Genomic DNA, 14,532 nt, shown 5'->3' on the forward strand with positions numbered 1-14,532 from the left:
TGGGCAATTATTGGAGCAGGTGCTACCGTAATTAGCGATATTCCGACGAATAGCACAGCAGTAGGAACCCCAGCAAAAATTATTAGCGGCCGAAAGTTTGCCTAACAGCGCCTAAGGCGCTTTTTTTGTCCCAAGAATCTAGTAAAGGAAGTGGCATAACCAGTGTTCACGGATAAAAAAAGAATATATCTTTCCCCTCCGCACATGAGCGGGAATGAAATGACCTATATTCAAGATGCATTTGATACGAATTGGATAGCTCCACTTGGCCCACATGTCGATGCATTTGAGAGAGAACTTGCTTCCTATGTTGGGGTGAACGATGCTGCTGCGGTCAGTTCCGGAACGGCGGCTATTCATTTGGCTCTGCGACTATTAGAGGTTAAGGCAGGTGACACCGTTTTTTGCTCAAGTCTTACATTTGTCGCGAGTGCTAATCCGATTGTCTATTTGGGAGCTTTACCGGTGTTTATTGATTCGGAACCGGAAACATGGAACATGTCCCCTCAGGCATTAGAACGTGCCTTACATGATGCCGCCAAAGATAAGAAATTGCCTAAAGCGGTCATCGTTGTTAACTTATATGGTCAAAGTGCGAAGATGGACGAAATTCTGGCAATTTGTCATACATTTAATATCCCCATTATTGAGGATGCGGCAGAATCGTTAGGCTCCACTTATAAAGGGAGAGCGAGCGGGTCATTCGGTAAGTTTGGCATCTATTCCTTTAATGGCAATAAGATTATTTCGACTTCAGGCGGGGGTATGCTGGTGTCCAATGATGGCGAGGAGCTTAATAAAGCTCGTTTCCTAGCAACCCAAGCACGCGACTATGCGGCACACTATCAACATAGTCAGATTGGCTATAATTATCGGTTGAGTAATGTGTTGGCAGGGATCGGAAGAGCACAGTTAGCGGTGCTGGAAGAGAGAGTTAGCGCTAGAAGAGCGATCTTCAAAAGGTATTATCAAGAGTTGGCGCATGTTCCAGGAATCAAGTTTATGCCTGAGCTGCCGGGTACGCGCTCGAATCGTTGGCTCACTGTGTTAACTTTGGACGAGAATGAAGCTGGTGTATCCATTGAGGCATTACTGGGAGCATTGGCGGAACAAAATATTGAGGCACGTCCAGTTTGGAAACCGCTTCATATGCAGCCGCTATTTGAAGGGGGTAAGTTTTACCCTCATAGTGACAATGAGAATATATCCGAGCAATTGTTTAAAATGGGGTTATGTCTACCCTCCGGATCTAGTATGTCGGAAGATGAGCAAATGCGAGTTATCGAATGTATCAAGGAATCATTGATTAAGGCCAAAAGCATTAGTGTTTAATACTGCGCACGTTTAAGCGCCTTCATTTATCTTCTGTTTATGATGCAGCATCTTTTCAAACAAAGCCTCTTTCATTTCTATGTCAAGGCAGTCCCTGTAGAGTATTGAATTGTATGCATGCAAGACCTTGTGGTAAGTACGTTGCGCCTTTTTCCATACACTCGTAGAAAGTGAATACATCACATAATCCCTCCCTTTGTAAAAACTTATGAAGGAATTGGAGCATGTATTCAATTTATTGCTAATTATTACTTCATTGTTCTTTATTAAGAATTTTATTTCGAAGGAGATCTAAAATGTGTGGAATTGTAGGATATATAGGTAATCAGGATGCGAAAGCATTTTTGATTAAAGGATTAGAAAAACTAGAATACAGAGGGTACGATTCTTCCGGAATAGCTTTATTGAATGAAAGTGGTACACATATTTACAAAGAACAGGGACGGATAGCAGCACTTAATGATGTTATTGATCATCAGGAGACGGCGTTAGTTGGTATTGGTCATACCAGATGGGCAACACATGGCAAACCTAGCCGCAGAAACGCTCATCCTCACCAAAGTAACAGCGGCCGCTTCACCATTGTACATAATGGGGTTATTGAGAACTTCGAAGAAATTAAGCAGCATTTTCTGCCTGAAGTACCTTTCTCAAGCGACACGGACACGGAAGTTATTGTTCAGCTGATGGAGAAATTAGTTGGAAGCGGGTTGGAGGTTGAGGAAGCTTTTACGCAATTGCTCTTGGCAATCAAAGGCTCTTATGCGGTTGCCTTATTAGATAACGAGGACACTCATACGATCTATGTCGGTAAAAATAAAAGTCCCTTGCTCATTGGACTAGGCCAAGACTTTCATGTTATCGCAAGCGATGCTATGGCGATGCTGCAGCTAACGAATCAGTTCGTGGAATTGATGGATGAGGAGATGGTCCTTCTTCGCCAACACTCAAAAACGGTTAAAAATTTGAGCGGAGAGGTCATTCAGCGCAGACCTTTTCAAGTGAAGCTAGATGCAAGCGATATAGAGAAAGGGCTCTACCCGCATTATATGTTGAAAGAAATTGATGAACAGCCCTTTGTCATACGTAAAATCGTTTCCAAATATCAAGATAGTAATGGAGATTTGATCATCGATCCTAGCATTCGTGCTAGCATGAAGGATGCGGATCGTATATATATCATTGCTTGCGGAACAAGTTATCACGCGGGGTTGGTTGGCAAACAGTTGATTGAGAAAATAGCCGGTATCCCCGTTGAAACTCATATCGCAAGTGAATTTTTGTATAACAGACCCATCCTCTCCAATAACCCACTTTTTATCTTTATTTCTCAAAGCGGAGAGACGGCGGATAGCAGAGGCGTATTAGTTGCCATCAAGCAGCTGGGCTATCCAACATTAACGATTACCAATGTACCAGGTTCCACTTTATCACGTGAAGCGAATTTCACGTTACTCACACACGCCGGACCGGAAATTGCGGTAGCATCGACAAAAGCCTATACAGCACAAATTGCTGTTTTAGCGATACTTGCATTCGATAGCGCACGTGCGAAAGGAATCCAGTATGACATCAATCCTTTCCACGAGCTAAGTCTTGCCGCGAATGCGATGGAAATTATGATTAACAAGAAGGAGATGATGGAAGAGAATGTATGGAAGTATTTGAACGCGTCACGCATCTGCTTTTTTATCGGGCGAAGCGTTGACTACTATGCCTGTCTGGAAGGCGCATTAAAACTTAAAGAAATTTCATATATTCAAGCAGAAGGTTTTGCTGGTGGAGAACTGAAACATGGGACGATTGCCTTAATTGAAGAGGGGACGCCTGTTATTGCACTTTTGACCCAATCCCATATTAAGGGGAATATAAGAAGCAACGTTCAAGAAGTTCAAGCACGCGGCGCTCACGTTTGTATGATCAGCATGGAGGGGATGGAGGAAAAGAACGATCAAATCGTCTTGCCTGCCATTCATGAACTTCTTACCCCGCTGGTCTCCGTTATTCCGTTACAATTAATTGCGTATTATGCAGCCGTATATCGAGGTTGTGATGTTGATAAGCCAAGAAATCTTGCCAAAAGTGTCACCGTGGAGTGATGATAACCATGATCGGTCAAAATATTTCAAGTATTCGTAAGCAAAGGGGGTACACATTGTCCGAGCTTTCAGAGCGGACAGGTATTTCCAAATCCTATTTAAGCAATATTGAAAGAAATCTCAAACAGAACCCCTCGATTCATGTCATAGAAAAAATCGCAGAGGTTCTTAACGTTGATCTTAAACTTTTACTGAGAATTACGGAAGATACGGGAACGAATCATCAGCTGGATCAAGAATGGATGGATTTTATATCTGATTTGAAACAATCAGGTATCGCCAAGGAACGCATACATGAATTGAAAATTTTGATAGAATTTATGAAATGGCATAAGGATAAGGTTAACTAGTGAGCATACCAAAGTCATCGGTTCTGCACGATACTGAATGCTGCTATAGATGAATATTATCAGGCTACATGAAAATGAAATCCATGCAAGACCTAAAAGCCCCGTTGGGGGCTTTTTTGTTCTTAATAAGATACATATTTGTTCTTTGAAGGGAATTCTGATATAATTATATGAGCACCCATCACTTTAAGATAAGGGAAGATAAGAAATGATTGGAAAACGTGTTCAACAATTGAGGAAAGAGAAGGGCCTGTCATTGACAGAACTCGCTGAACGAGCAGGGGTTGCCAAATCATACATTAGCAGCTTGGAGCGGGATATTCAGAAGAATCCTTCTATTCAATTTCTTGAGAAAATTGCAGCTGTATTAAAAGTACCTGTCGAGAGATTAATTGATGAACAGGATGAGACAGCTCAGGATGGACCTCAACTCGATCAGGAATGGTATGACATTATTAAAGAAGCTATGACATCTGGGGTTGATAAGCAGCAGTTTCGTGAATTTCTGGATTTTAACAAATGGAGAATGAAGCGACCAAACGACGAATAAGCCAGATATTCTTGTGTAGATCTATGGGGACATACAAGGATCATTTTCAGTTGAATTATGTGACTTTTGAGTCGTTTGGAAAGGGCTTCTTAGGAATGCGCGAATTTCGTCCATCGTAAAACCCATCTTACGTGCGCTCATAATAAGATCTATCCACTCCGTATCAAGTTCTTCCAAATCCGTCTGATGCATCTGATGATTCACAAGTGACCCCTCCAAAGCATTCTTTGTGATACAAATCGTATCTGGTAATTTATTATCGCACGTTTTTTCTGTGAAATCAATCCCGTTCATATTAAAATTATACAAATTGTATCGGCGCTTATGCGACTCCCCTCGACAATTTCCGCGTGAGCATCCGCATTTAGACCTAGAGATTCTCGTGAAAGAGGGGACATACAGTGGCTAATAAACGTATGAATCGCAGAACGTTTCTCAAACATAGTATGTCAGCAGTTGGCTCCTTGGCGATGCTTGCGGGGGCAAGCGGTATTTATGGCGTTTTCGGAGAGCGGTATTGGATTCAGTTGAAAACGGTTCGACTTGCGTACAGCAAGTATCCGACAGCATTTGCTGGCATGCGAATTGTTCAGTTCAGCGATACACATCTCGGCAAGTACTATAGCTTGGATCAACTGGCTCGAGTGGTCAAGCTAGTTCAACGGCAAAAGCCAGACATGGTTTGTTTTACAGGTGATTTATTTGACTCTATCTATGGTGAAATAAGTGACGATGTGATTCCGATTCTATCGCGACTTCAAGCGAAATTGGGGAAATATGCGGTTCTTGGCAATCACGATATGCGTCTGGACCCCAGTCGGGTAAAGGATGTACTTGAACGTTCCGGCTTCACTGTACTAGTCAACGCAAACAAGTCGATTGAACGAGGGAATAGCCGTTTATGGGTAGTCGGAATCGATGAAATGTTCCATGGTAAGCCGAATCTACCTCTCGCCCTAAAGGGTACCGAGGAAGACGATTTCGCACTGCTGCTTGCACACGAGCCGGATTTCGCTGATACCGCTTTGAAGTATCCTGTTGACTTGCAGCTCTCCGGTCATAGTCATGGCGGGCAAATTCGGATTCCTTTTTATGGGAGCCTATTTACACCGGACCTAGGACAAAAATACCAGGTAGGACTTTATACCTTCGAGAAAAGTGAGTTTCACGTTTACACAAATCGCGGAATTGGAACAACATTATTTCCAATAAGGTTCAATTGTCGGCCTGAAATTACCGTGTTTGTCCTAGATGCGAAGCAGACATAACCAACAAAAACTCCGCCAGCCGATGCTGACGGAGCTTTTTATTGATTTAATAGCAGAACCACTTTTTCCAGATATCGTATGAATCTACACAATCATTATCATCCCAACCAATGTCGTCCCAGTTGATATCATTCCAGTCATTGTGATTGTTGTTATTATGATTGTTGTTGTTGTTGTTATTGTTATTGTTRTTATTATTGTTATTATTATTATTATTGTTATTGTTATTGTTATTGTTATTGTTATTGTTATTGTTATTGTTATTGTTATTGTTATTGTTATTGTTATTGTTATTGTTATTGTTATTGTTATTGTTATATACAGGAAACGTAATTGCACTGAAAATGAGAACGATAAATAGAAACCTAGTAACTTTTAACAATGTACGTGGCCTCCCCCCATGATTTGTTAAAGGATGAAAACGTTCTTTATTAAGAATTATACCTTAGATATTAGCTTTTGAGAACAGGAAAAGGCATAGATCATTTATCGAATTTGTGATACAATATGTAACATACAATAATTAGGAGGATTGATAGATTAGAATAGTTAAGTTTATATGCAATAGCAAAAGATAGATACATACAATGAATTTTGATTATGGTCATGTGAGGTGCTATTCATGCAAGTTGTTCAACCGATAAGAGACCAAGAGAAAATTGAACAATTACAAGAGGTTTTAAAAGAACAATCGATTCGGGACTGGCTGCTCTTCACAATCGGGATTAATTCCGGACYCCATCTTAGCGATCTTCTATCATTGAAAGTAAAAGATGTGAGGGATCGAAATGCGGTAAGTGTTCGGGAGGAAAAAACGGGTAAAGTCAAGACGTTCCAGCTTTCTTCACAGCTTAAGGCCTTTATCAAGGAGTATATTCAATATATGGACGAGGATAATTACTTATTTCCGTCTCAACGAACTGGTAATCCCATCAAGAGAATTCGAGTTTATCGCATTTTAAATCAAGCGGCTAAGCAAGTAGGTTTAACAGATATCGGCACGCACACACTCCGTAAAACATATGGCTATCACTACTATTTAAAAACGAAAAATGTCTCTGTACTTAGAGATTTGTTTAATCAGTCCGCCCCATCAGTTACCTTGAAGTATATCGGTGTAAATAAGTAGAAATAGGCGAATCATCGCCGCCGCGCCTCGCGTCAGATACATAACGTATCATGTGTAACAAAGCAATGATTTTTCACTTTTTAAGAAAAGCTGAGCGTTGGGGGTAGGTTCGCATATGAATCAAGAACTTAAGATTTCAATCGATATTCATCAGATTCTTCTCTATCTAGGCATCGACAAACAGAAATTTCAGGCTCATAACGTACAACTTGCTCTACGATCAACTACTCCAACGAACGCTCAGCCCTTACAAAGGCAATGAACCGTTTTGCTTCATCTGGTGAAAGCTTGCGGCCATCAACGGTCAATGAAAACTTTTGTAAAATATTTTCATCTGTTAAATCAAGATTTTCTACAAAGTCCCGAACATCGTTATCAAGAACAGTTTGCTGAAGGTTCGTGCGTCCAAGCAAATAGTCAATGGAAACATTAAAAAAGTTCGCTATTTTATTAATGGTTTCGTAATCGGGCTCACGACGACTTGTTTCATAGTGAGAAAGAGATGCCCTAGAGATTCCAATTTTAATGGATAATTCTTCTTGGGTTAATCCTCTCTTTTCACGTAAGAGGGCAATGCGGTCTCCATACTTCAGCTTGATCATTCCTCACTGTTTATTTTTCTACCATTATATCCACTGTGTTTAACCAAATATACCAGAAAACCATTATAACAAAGCAAAGATTCATTTGACTAGATACAATATGTATTAAGGTGGTGTGAAGGCTTTGACTATCGGAAAAAGAAGCAAATTAACACTTACTTCCCCTTTAGAAGGTAAATTAACAATTGTTCAAATGTACGAGAGAAATATTCATACGAAATATGCCATGATCGATATTTTGGAATTAGAGAAGTCTCAATTTACCTTCGAAAGTTCATTGATTTTACCTACCGACAACGAAATCATATACGGCTTTGAGTTTATCGTTGCGAATCGAACGTTCCATTGCGAGGGCTGCATAGACCTTGTGAGTAAGAACAAAGATATTTATTTGTATAAAGCGGCAATTCAACCTAACGACTACGTAGAATTCGAATTGCTTTATGAGATAAATCAACTTGCAACTTTACATAATAAGGAATTTGCTAAGATCACTAAAAGCTCCGCATTTTTATTTACTACACAGGAGGCATGACAATGAGTCTGTTTGACGGCCGCCATATTAAATAAAGCCATCCCTAGATCCAAGGGATGGCTTCTTCATTTTACTGAAGCAAATGCCTATAGGCGCTATAGTCGATCTGCTCCCTCTCAAGGAAGCTGGTCAAGCTGCGGTAGTCACGTTTCGGAGTCGCAAGAATGTACCCCTCGATACAGTGATCCCTCGTTACTTCATTGGCTTGGGCCTCCAAAGCGACCTGTCCGATTCGGGCAGCGATAGAGTGCTTGGCAATGTCTCTAAAAGCCGTTGGCACTGGAGAAACCAGTTGATCAAGAAATGCTTTGGAATCTTCCGTCCATAGATGGCGAGAGTTGTCGACATAATGATTCTGCCAATCGAGTTTGGACTTCCCGTCCTCTTTGGGGAGTACCTTCAGGAACTTGCGAAACATGAAGAATCCGCCTACAGACATGAAGAAAAGCAGGACAAAAACCCAGAAAATAATGAACCACATGAAAAAATCGTTAGCCATTTATTTGTCACCTCACTACCAAACAGTCATATATGATAAGAATTATACCTTATTTCTAGATTTCTTGCGACAATCCGAGTAAAATAGGAAGGTAGCAGATAGACACTCAATAAAGGAGCAATGGATCATGCCCAAAATTGGCTCACACGTTTCGTTTTCAGATAAAGGCTTGTTAAATGCAGCTGAAGAAGCAGTTTCATACGGTTCTTCCACGTTTATGATATACACAGGTGCTCCGCAAAATACGCGCCGCAAACCAATTGAGGATCAATACATTGAAGAAGGCAAAGCTTTGATGGACAAGCATGCAATGAACGAAATTGTTGTTCATGCTCCTTACATCATTAACTTGGGCTCCTACAAAGAGGATACCTTTGAACTAGCTGTTCGCTTCCTTCAAGAAGAAATTCGCCGGACCGCCTACATTGGCGTGCGCAATATCGTTCTTCACCCAGGTGCCTACACGGACAAGGATGCAGAGTACGGCATTGCACGGATCGCTGAAGGTTTGAATGAAGTACTGGCTGGCGTGAAGGACACAGACGTGAATATTGCGCTGGAAACAATGGCAGGCAAAGGCACCGAAATCGGTCGCAGCTTCGAGGAAATTGCGGAAATTATGGAGCGCGTCGAGTTTAACAACAAACTTACGGTTTGTATGGACACTTGCCATATTCATGATGCCGGTTATGATATCGTTAACGATTTGGATGGTGTCCTGCATCATTTCGATAAAGTAGTTGGCTTAGAGAAACTTGGCGTCATTCATTTAAACGACAGCAAGAATTCCCGCGGAGCTTCCAAAGACCGTCATGCACCGTTAGGCTCAGGCTGGATTGGCTTTGAGGCGATGAATAATATCGCTAATCATGAGAAACTGCAGCACTTGCCGATGATTCTAGAGACGCCTTGGATCGGAAAAGAAGACAAAACGCAGCGTCCGATGTACGAAGTTGAGATTGCACTCTTATCCGGTAACCTCAAAGGCCGCTTCGGCGAAGAGTTCTTGGATCATGTTGAACGAATTGACCATTTGTTTGGCAAAAAGGATATTCATTTCCGCGATTATGTATTGAAAACTTGGGACATTTTGAAAAACGATGCGAAAGCCAAAAAAGCGGACGGCCGCGAGCCGTTAGATCGTTTGTACGATATTTTGCATGAGGAAAGATTGTTGTCCGACCTAAGCGAGGAGCAGCTTAACCAACGTCTAATCGTTTGGCTTGCCGGTCAAGATATACTGAAGAAGGCTTAATACAGATAGCTCTTGATTAGAAAGCATTTAGGGGGATTCACATGGAACGGGGAAATACAAACAGCCTGACTCGCAGGGAGAGCGAATGGGCGAATAGAGCAAGAATGTTAATCTCGTGCCCGGATCAGCCGGGCATTGTGGCGGCAGTGTCACAGTTTTTATTTGAATATGGTGCGAATATCGTGCAGTCCGATCAGTATACGATGGATCCGGAAGGCGGTATGTTCTTCATCCGCATCGAGTTCGACCTGGAGAAGTTGGAGAGCCAAGTGCAGCAATTGAAAGAGGCATTTTCTGTCGTTGCCGAGAAGTTCTCCATGGATTGGAGCTTGTCTCTAGCTAGTCAGAAGAAGCGTATCGCGATCTTTGTCTCGAAGGAAGATCATGCTTTGCTTGAGCTTCTTTGGCACTGGCGCGCAGGCGATTTGAATGCGGAAATTGCGATGGTGATCTCCAATCATCCAGACATGCAATCGCTGGTAGAGCCTTTCGGCATCCCGTATTACCATATTCCGGTTACGGTAGATACGAAGGCTGAAGCGGAGCGCCGCCAGCTTGAAGTAGTGGGAGACAACGTGGATGCTATTGTACTGGCCCGCTATATGCAGATCGTCTCGCCATCTTTCATCAAGCACTATTCGAATCGCATTATTAATATTCATCATTCGTTCTTGCCTGCCTTTGTAGGCGGTAAGCCGTATGCTCAAGCGCATAACCGCGGCGTGAAAATTATTGGTGCAACTGCGCACTATGTGACGGAAGAATTAGATGGTGGACCTATTATTGAACAGGACGTTCAAAGGGTTAGCCACCGCGATAATGTAGAAGATTTGAAGCGAATCGGTCGCCACATTGAACGGATCGTTCTTGCTAGAGCTGTTGCGTGGCATGTGGAAGATCGTATTATTGTTCATAATAATAAGACTGTCGTTTTCAATTGATGGGAAAACTAGGCTGTATCCGATAAGGATGCAGTCTTTTTTGGTGGTGCGCGCAAATCCGATGAGTTTTAACGGTTTATTGTGGCAAAGCCTCAAAGCAAATGGTACAATAATGCAAGCGAGAAAAGTCACTTGTATGTACAAGTTAAGACTTAGGTAAGTAGAGACATATAGGAGGGAATTTTCGAAATGACAACAACAAATAAAACAATCGAGCAATTAGCAGTTGACACGATTCGTACGTTAGGTATCGATGCCGTTGAGAAAGCTAAATCAGGTCACCCTGGTATGGTCATGGGGGCTGCTCCAATGGCGTACGTGCTGTGGAAACAGCATATGAAGCACAACCCAGCTAATCCGAAATGGGTCAATCGTGACCGTTTCGTGCTTTCTGCTGGTCACGGATCCATGCTACTATACAGCCTTCTTCACTTGTGTGGATATGATTTGCCGATCGAAGAGATCAAAAACTTCCGCCAATGGGGAAGCAAAACACCAGGACATCCAGAATACGGTCACACGCCAGGTGTTGACGCAACAACCGGTCCACTTGGACAAGGGATTGGTATGGCAGTAGGTATGGCTATGGCTGAAGCTCACCTGAGAGAGACATATAACAAAGAAAACTTCCCAGTAATCGACCATTATACATATGCGATTTGTGGTGATGGCGACATGATGGAGGGCGTTTCCTCTGAAGCGGTATCCCTGGCTGCTCACCTGAAACTAGGCAAATTGATTATGCTTTACGATTCAAATGATATCTCGCTGGATGGCGAGCTGAATATGGCATTCTCCGAAAACGTTCAGGCACGTTTTGAAGCTTATGGCTGGCAAGTGCTGCGTGTAGAAGAGCAGAACGATCTTGCAGCAATCTCCAAAGCGATCGCTGAAGCGAAAGCTGATACAACTCGTCCGACTTTGATTGAAGTGAAAACGACAATCGGTTTCGGTAGCCCGAACAAAGGCGGAAAAGGCGGTCACGTTGGACCTCACGGCTCCCCACTTGGCGGCGATGAAGTGAAATTGACGAAACAAGCATACGGCTGGCCGGAAGAACCAGACTTCTTGGTTCCTGATGAAGTTCGTGCCCACTATGCGGAAATTGGTAAAGAAGGCGCTGCAGCTGAACAAGCTTGGAGCACTCTTTTGAATGATTACATTAAAGCTTATCCGGAATTAGGCAACCAATTCAGCGCAGCGGTCAATAACGAACTGCCAGCAGGTTGGGATGCGAACCTTCCGGTTTATAGCACATCGGACAAGCCTATGGCAACTCGCGTCGCTTCCGGTAATGCGATCAACGCGATTGCTCCTTTGCTTCCACAGTTGATTGGTGGTTCCGCGGATCTAGCGAGCTCCAATAATACGATGATCAAAGGCGAATCCAATTATAGTGCAAGCAACTATGCTGGTCGTAATTTATGGTTTGGTGTTCGTGAGTTCGGTATGGGTACGGCGTTGAACGGTATGGCTTTGCATAGTGGCGTGAAAGTATACGGTGCAACATTCTTCGTATTCTCTGACTACCTACGTGCGTCCATTCGTCTAGCGGCGCTTATGCAGCTTCCGGTTATCTACGTTCTGACACACGATAGTATCGCTGTTGGTGAAGATGGACCAACGCATGAGCCGATTGAGCAATTGCCTGCGCTTCGTGTCATTCCAGGTATTACGGTCATTCGTCCGGCTGACGGAAATGAAACGTCTGAAGCATGGCGTTATGCCATTTCCCAAGCAACGGGTCCAGTTGCCCTTGTCTTGACTCGTCAAAACCTGCCGATTCTTGAAGGTGCGGTTGAAGGCGCGAAAGCGAACCTGAGCAAAGGCGGATATGTCGTATCCGATGCTGCAAACGGTAAGCCAGATGCTCAAATTCTTGCAACAGGTTCTGAAGTACAATTGGCTGTCGCGGCGCAAAAGCTGCTTCAAGCTGAAGGTATCAACGTTCGCGTTGTCAGCTTGCCAAGCTTGGAACTGTTCGAGAAACAGTCCAAAGAATACAAAGATTCGGTCATTCTTCCACATGTCAAAAAGCGTCTTGCTGTTGAGATGGCATTCCCACTTGGTTGGGAACGTTATGTTGGCGACGAAGGTTCCGTCTTGGGTATTTCCACGTTCGGTGCATCCGCGCCTGGCGATTTAGTCCTGAAAGAGTACGGCTTCTCACCAGAGAACGTTGTAGCTAGAGTTAAAGCTTTACTAGCTTAGAACAAATATAGCCGCGTCAGTCACAAAGCCAGAGCCCACCTCGCGTGGGCTTGGCCTTATTTTATAGCCATTTTAGAGGGGGAACTATTGATCATGTCCAGCTTTGAAAATGTAACGGTATTAACGAAAGCTAATGTTTATTTTGATGGTAAAGTAACAAGCCGCACGGTGCAATTCGCCGATGGCACGAAAAAAACATTGGGCATTTTACTTCCAGGTGAGTATGAATTCGGAACAGATGTGAAAGAAATTATGGAAATCCAAGCTGGTGAGCTGAACGTACTACTTCCAGGCAGCAGCGAATGGATCAGCATCAATGGACAAGGTGAGTTCACCGTCCCAGCTAATGCAAAATTCAAGCTTGAAGTGAAAACAGTTAGCGATTATATCTGCTCTTATATTAGTGAATAGAGATCATAATATCCCATACATCTGGTGAACATTGTTCATGGATGTGTGGGACTTTTTTATTTGGGGGACTTGTGCGAGTTACYCCAAGGGTACAAAGTGCGAACGTCCATCTGAAGCACTTCCTCGATGTCATTCATCCGCAGCCATAGCTGCTGGATATCGAAGAATCCTTCCAGATGTGCAGCATGTCGAAGCTTCAAGCTGGAGAGGGAGATGCCAATGGACTGAGGTCGTTCCAGATTGACGATGAGGTCTTCCATCAGTACGGTGATGCCGGCATCGAGCTCGTTGATCTCAACCATATTCAGCTGCTGAAAGGGTCCTCCCAATGGCACGTATAGCGAATTTTTGCTAAAATTGAGCTCGTTTGGCCGAAAACGCAGCGATAAAAGGATCGGTACGATGCCCTCTTCATGATAATCATAAAAGACGGTTAGTTTTGCCACCTGCAGGCACCCCCTTGGATTTTAAAAACTCCAGCTTGTCCATGATTAAGCGGGTTGCTTCGGACCAATTGGATGGATCGTATTTCTTATTTGACTGGTTTTGCGTATATTGTTGGCACTCATAGTCCAGGGCTCCCTGCAGGGCGCGCCTTTCAATTTGTTCGACCCGTGCTTTGGCAAGTCGGAAAGTGACCTGGAATTCTTCAGAAAGATAGGCGATCAATTCATTTTTGTTCTCAGGCAGCGGGAGGTTTTTCAGCATAGAGAGAGGAAGGGCTGCGTAGAGTTGGAAGGCGAATGCATCCTGCTCTTGCCAATTCACATAACGATCAGGCATCGCCATCTGGTTGCCGGAATGCCGGAGAACATGGCAGAGCTCGTGCAAGAAATCTTCCCACTGTTCCTTAGGGGAGAGACGACGGTCAACGTTAATGCTGAACTGCCCATTATTTTCGACCGCCATACTGTTCATATCCATGGTATAGACCCAAATGCGCAGCTTGGCTGCCAAATGGGTCATGCAAAGCTGAGCTGGCCTTGTGATGTCATGCTGCTCATATAAAGCTTCGACCCACTGTTCCAGAGGGGTTGTTTGATAGTGAGTAAGCAGGGAAAACACCTCGATATGATTAAAATGAGAATATACGTTCGATTTATAAGGATAAAGAAAAGCCCGATGGGCTTAACTTCATATCATATGTACTATTGCTCGCTATCCGGCGTGCGGTTGATCTGCTGCTCTTTGATGAAGTGCCAGAACCGCAGCATCTCGTCCCGTCGTTCCTTGGGCGCACTTTGGAAGTCCTTAAAAAATAGGCTAACCACAGGATCATCGATGTCGCTAACACCCGGTCCGGTAGGGGCATCCAGTGACTCTTCATCCGTCGGCGCAAAGCCAGCGAGC

At 43.4% G+C, this 14,532-nt stretch carries 16 protein-coding genes and 1 pseudogene; 11 read left to right on the forward strand and 6 right to left on the reverse strand.

Annotated features, from left to right (window positions below; all coding sequences use genetic code 11):
• The first annotated feature begins 219 nt into the window (after positions 1-219).
• From AC1DUA_RS16465 to AC1DUA_RS16480, 4 genes are all read left to right on the forward strand, one after another.
• Positions 220-1,332 carry a DegT/DnrJ/EryC1/StrS family aminotransferase gene (locus tag AC1DUA_RS16465; protein WP_477500797.1) on the forward strand — a complete coding sequence of 371 codons (1,113 nt, stop codon included), beginning with the start codon at positions 220-222 and terminating at the stop codon, positions 1,330-1,332.
• Between the two features lie 296 nt (positions 1,333-1,628).
• Positions 1,629-3,431, forward strand: coding sequence for a glutamine--fructose-6-phosphate transaminase (isomerizing) (gene glmS, locus AC1DUA_RS16470; RefSeq protein ID WP_477500798.1), 1,803 nt, complete (start codon positions 1,629-1,631; stop codon positions 3,429-3,431).
• An 8-nt stretch (positions 3,432-3,439) separates the two neighbouring features.
• Complete coding sequence (locus tag AC1DUA_RS16475; protein ID WP_477500799.1) at positions 3,440-3,781, forward strand: helix-turn-helix domain-containing protein; 342 nt, start codon at positions 3,440-3,442, stop codon at positions 3,779-3,781.
• Between the two features lie 208 nt (positions 3,782-3,989).
• On the forward strand, positions 3,990-4,331 hold the full coding sequence (locus AC1DUA_RS16480) for a helix-turn-helix domain-containing protein (protein ID WP_161407778.1): 342 nt from the start codon (positions 3,990-3,992) through the stop codon (positions 4,329-4,331).
• A 21-nt stretch (positions 4,332-4,352) separates the two neighbouring features.
• Here AC1DUA_RS16480 and AC1DUA_RS16485 read toward each other — a convergent pair whose 3' ends face one another.
• Positions 4,353-4,535: an anti-repressor SinI family protein gene (locus AC1DUA_RS16485; RefSeq protein ID WP_477500800.1), complete on the reverse strand. Its 183-nt coding sequence runs from the start codon at positions 4,533-4,535 to the stop codon at positions 4,353-4,355.
• Between the two features lie 197 nt (positions 4,536-4,732).
• Here AC1DUA_RS16485 and AC1DUA_RS16490 point away from each other — a divergent pair, with 197 nt between their 5' ends.
• Both AC1DUA_RS16490 and AC1DUA_RS16495 read left to right on the forward strand, forming a co-directional pair.
• Positions 4,733-5,599: a metallophosphoesterase gene (locus tag AC1DUA_RS16490; protein WP_477500801.1), complete on the forward strand. Its 867-nt coding sequence runs from the start codon at positions 4,733-4,735 to the stop codon at positions 5,597-5,599.
• A 622-nt stretch (positions 5,600-6,221) separates the two neighbouring features.
• The gene (locus tag AC1DUA_RS16495; RefSeq protein ID WP_477500802.1) at positions 6,222-6,728 is read left to right on the forward strand and encodes a tyrosine-type recombinase/integrase; all 507 of its coding nucleotides are present in this window, start codon (positions 6,222-6,224) and stop codon (positions 6,726-6,728) included.
• Between the two features lie 224 nt (positions 6,729-6,952).
• Here AC1DUA_RS16495 and AC1DUA_RS16500 read toward each other — a convergent pair whose 3' ends face one another.
• Positions 6,953-7,321: a helix-turn-helix domain-containing protein gene (locus tag AC1DUA_RS16500; protein WP_174806797.1), complete on the reverse strand. Its 369-nt coding sequence runs from the start codon at positions 7,319-7,321 to the stop codon at positions 6,953-6,955.
• Between the two features lie 124 nt (positions 7,322-7,445).
• Here AC1DUA_RS16500 and AC1DUA_RS16505 point away from each other — a divergent pair, with 124 nt between their 5' ends.
• Positions 7,446-7,865: a hypothetical protein gene (locus AC1DUA_RS16505; protein WP_477500803.1), complete on the forward strand. Its 420-nt coding sequence runs from the start codon at positions 7,446-7,448 to the stop codon at positions 7,863-7,865.
• A gap of 70 nt (positions 7,866-7,935) precedes the next feature.
• Here the strand turns inward: AC1DUA_RS16505 and AC1DUA_RS16510 are convergent, their stop codons facing one another.
• Positions 7,936-8,364, reverse strand: coding sequence for a DUF2621 domain-containing protein (locus AC1DUA_RS16510; RefSeq protein WP_477500804.1), 429 nt, complete (start codon positions 8,362-8,364; stop codon positions 7,936-7,938).
• A 127-nt stretch (positions 8,365-8,491) separates the two neighbouring features.
• Between AC1DUA_RS16510 and AC1DUA_RS16515 the strand changes: the two genes are divergently transcribed.
• From AC1DUA_RS16515 to ppnP, 4 genes are all read left to right on the forward strand, one after another.
• Positions 8,492-9,619 (forward strand): deoxyribonuclease IV, encoded by a 1,128-nt coding sequence (locus AC1DUA_RS16515; RefSeq protein WP_477500805.1) that lies wholly within the window; start codon positions 8,492-8,494, stop codon positions 9,617-9,619.
• 41 nt (positions 9,620-9,660) lie between these two features.
• A complete protein-coding gene (gene purU, locus AC1DUA_RS16520; protein ID WP_477500806.1) occupies positions 9,661-10,560 on the forward strand; it encodes a formyltetrahydrofolate deformylase in 900 nt (299 codons plus the stop codon).
• Positions 10,561-10,749: 189 nt separating this feature from the next.
• A complete protein-coding gene (gene tkt / locus AC1DUA_RS16525; protein ID WP_477500807.1) occupies positions 10,750-12,771 on the forward strand; it encodes a transketolase in 2,022 nt (673 codons plus the stop codon).
• Positions 12,772-12,864: 93 nt separating this feature from the next.
• Entirely contained in the window at positions 12,865-13,182 is a 318-nt protein-coding gene (gene ppnP / locus AC1DUA_RS16530; protein WP_145658187.1) for a pyrimidine/purine nucleoside phosphorylase, read from the forward strand.
• A 56-nt stretch (positions 13,183-13,238) separates the two neighbouring features.
• Here ppnP and AC1DUA_RS16535 read toward each other — a convergent pair whose 3' ends face one another.
• From AC1DUA_RS16535 to AC1DUA_RS16545, 3 genes and pseudogenes are all read right to left on the reverse strand, one after another.
• Positions 13,239-13,628 carry a hypothetical protein gene (locus tag AC1DUA_RS16535; RefSeq protein ID WP_477500808.1) on the reverse strand — a complete coding sequence of 130 codons (390 nt, stop codon included), beginning with the start codon at positions 13,626-13,628 and terminating at the stop codon, positions 13,239-13,241.
• Positions 13,603-14,139, reverse strand: a complete 537-nt coding sequence (locus AC1DUA_RS16540; protein ID WP_477500809.1) for an ImmA/IrrE family metallo-endopeptidase — start codon at positions 14,137-14,139, stop codon at positions 13,603-13,605. Before AC1DUA_RS16540 ends, AC1DUA_RS16535 begins: the two co-directional genes overlap by 26 nt.
• A gap of 191 nt (positions 14,140-14,330) precedes the next feature.
• Positions 14,331-14,532 (reverse strand): annotated as a pseudogene (locus AC1DUA_RS16545) (hypothetical protein); the annotation flags it as partial.

It is taken from the genome of Paenibacillus sp. 01T422, assembly GCF_056398785.1.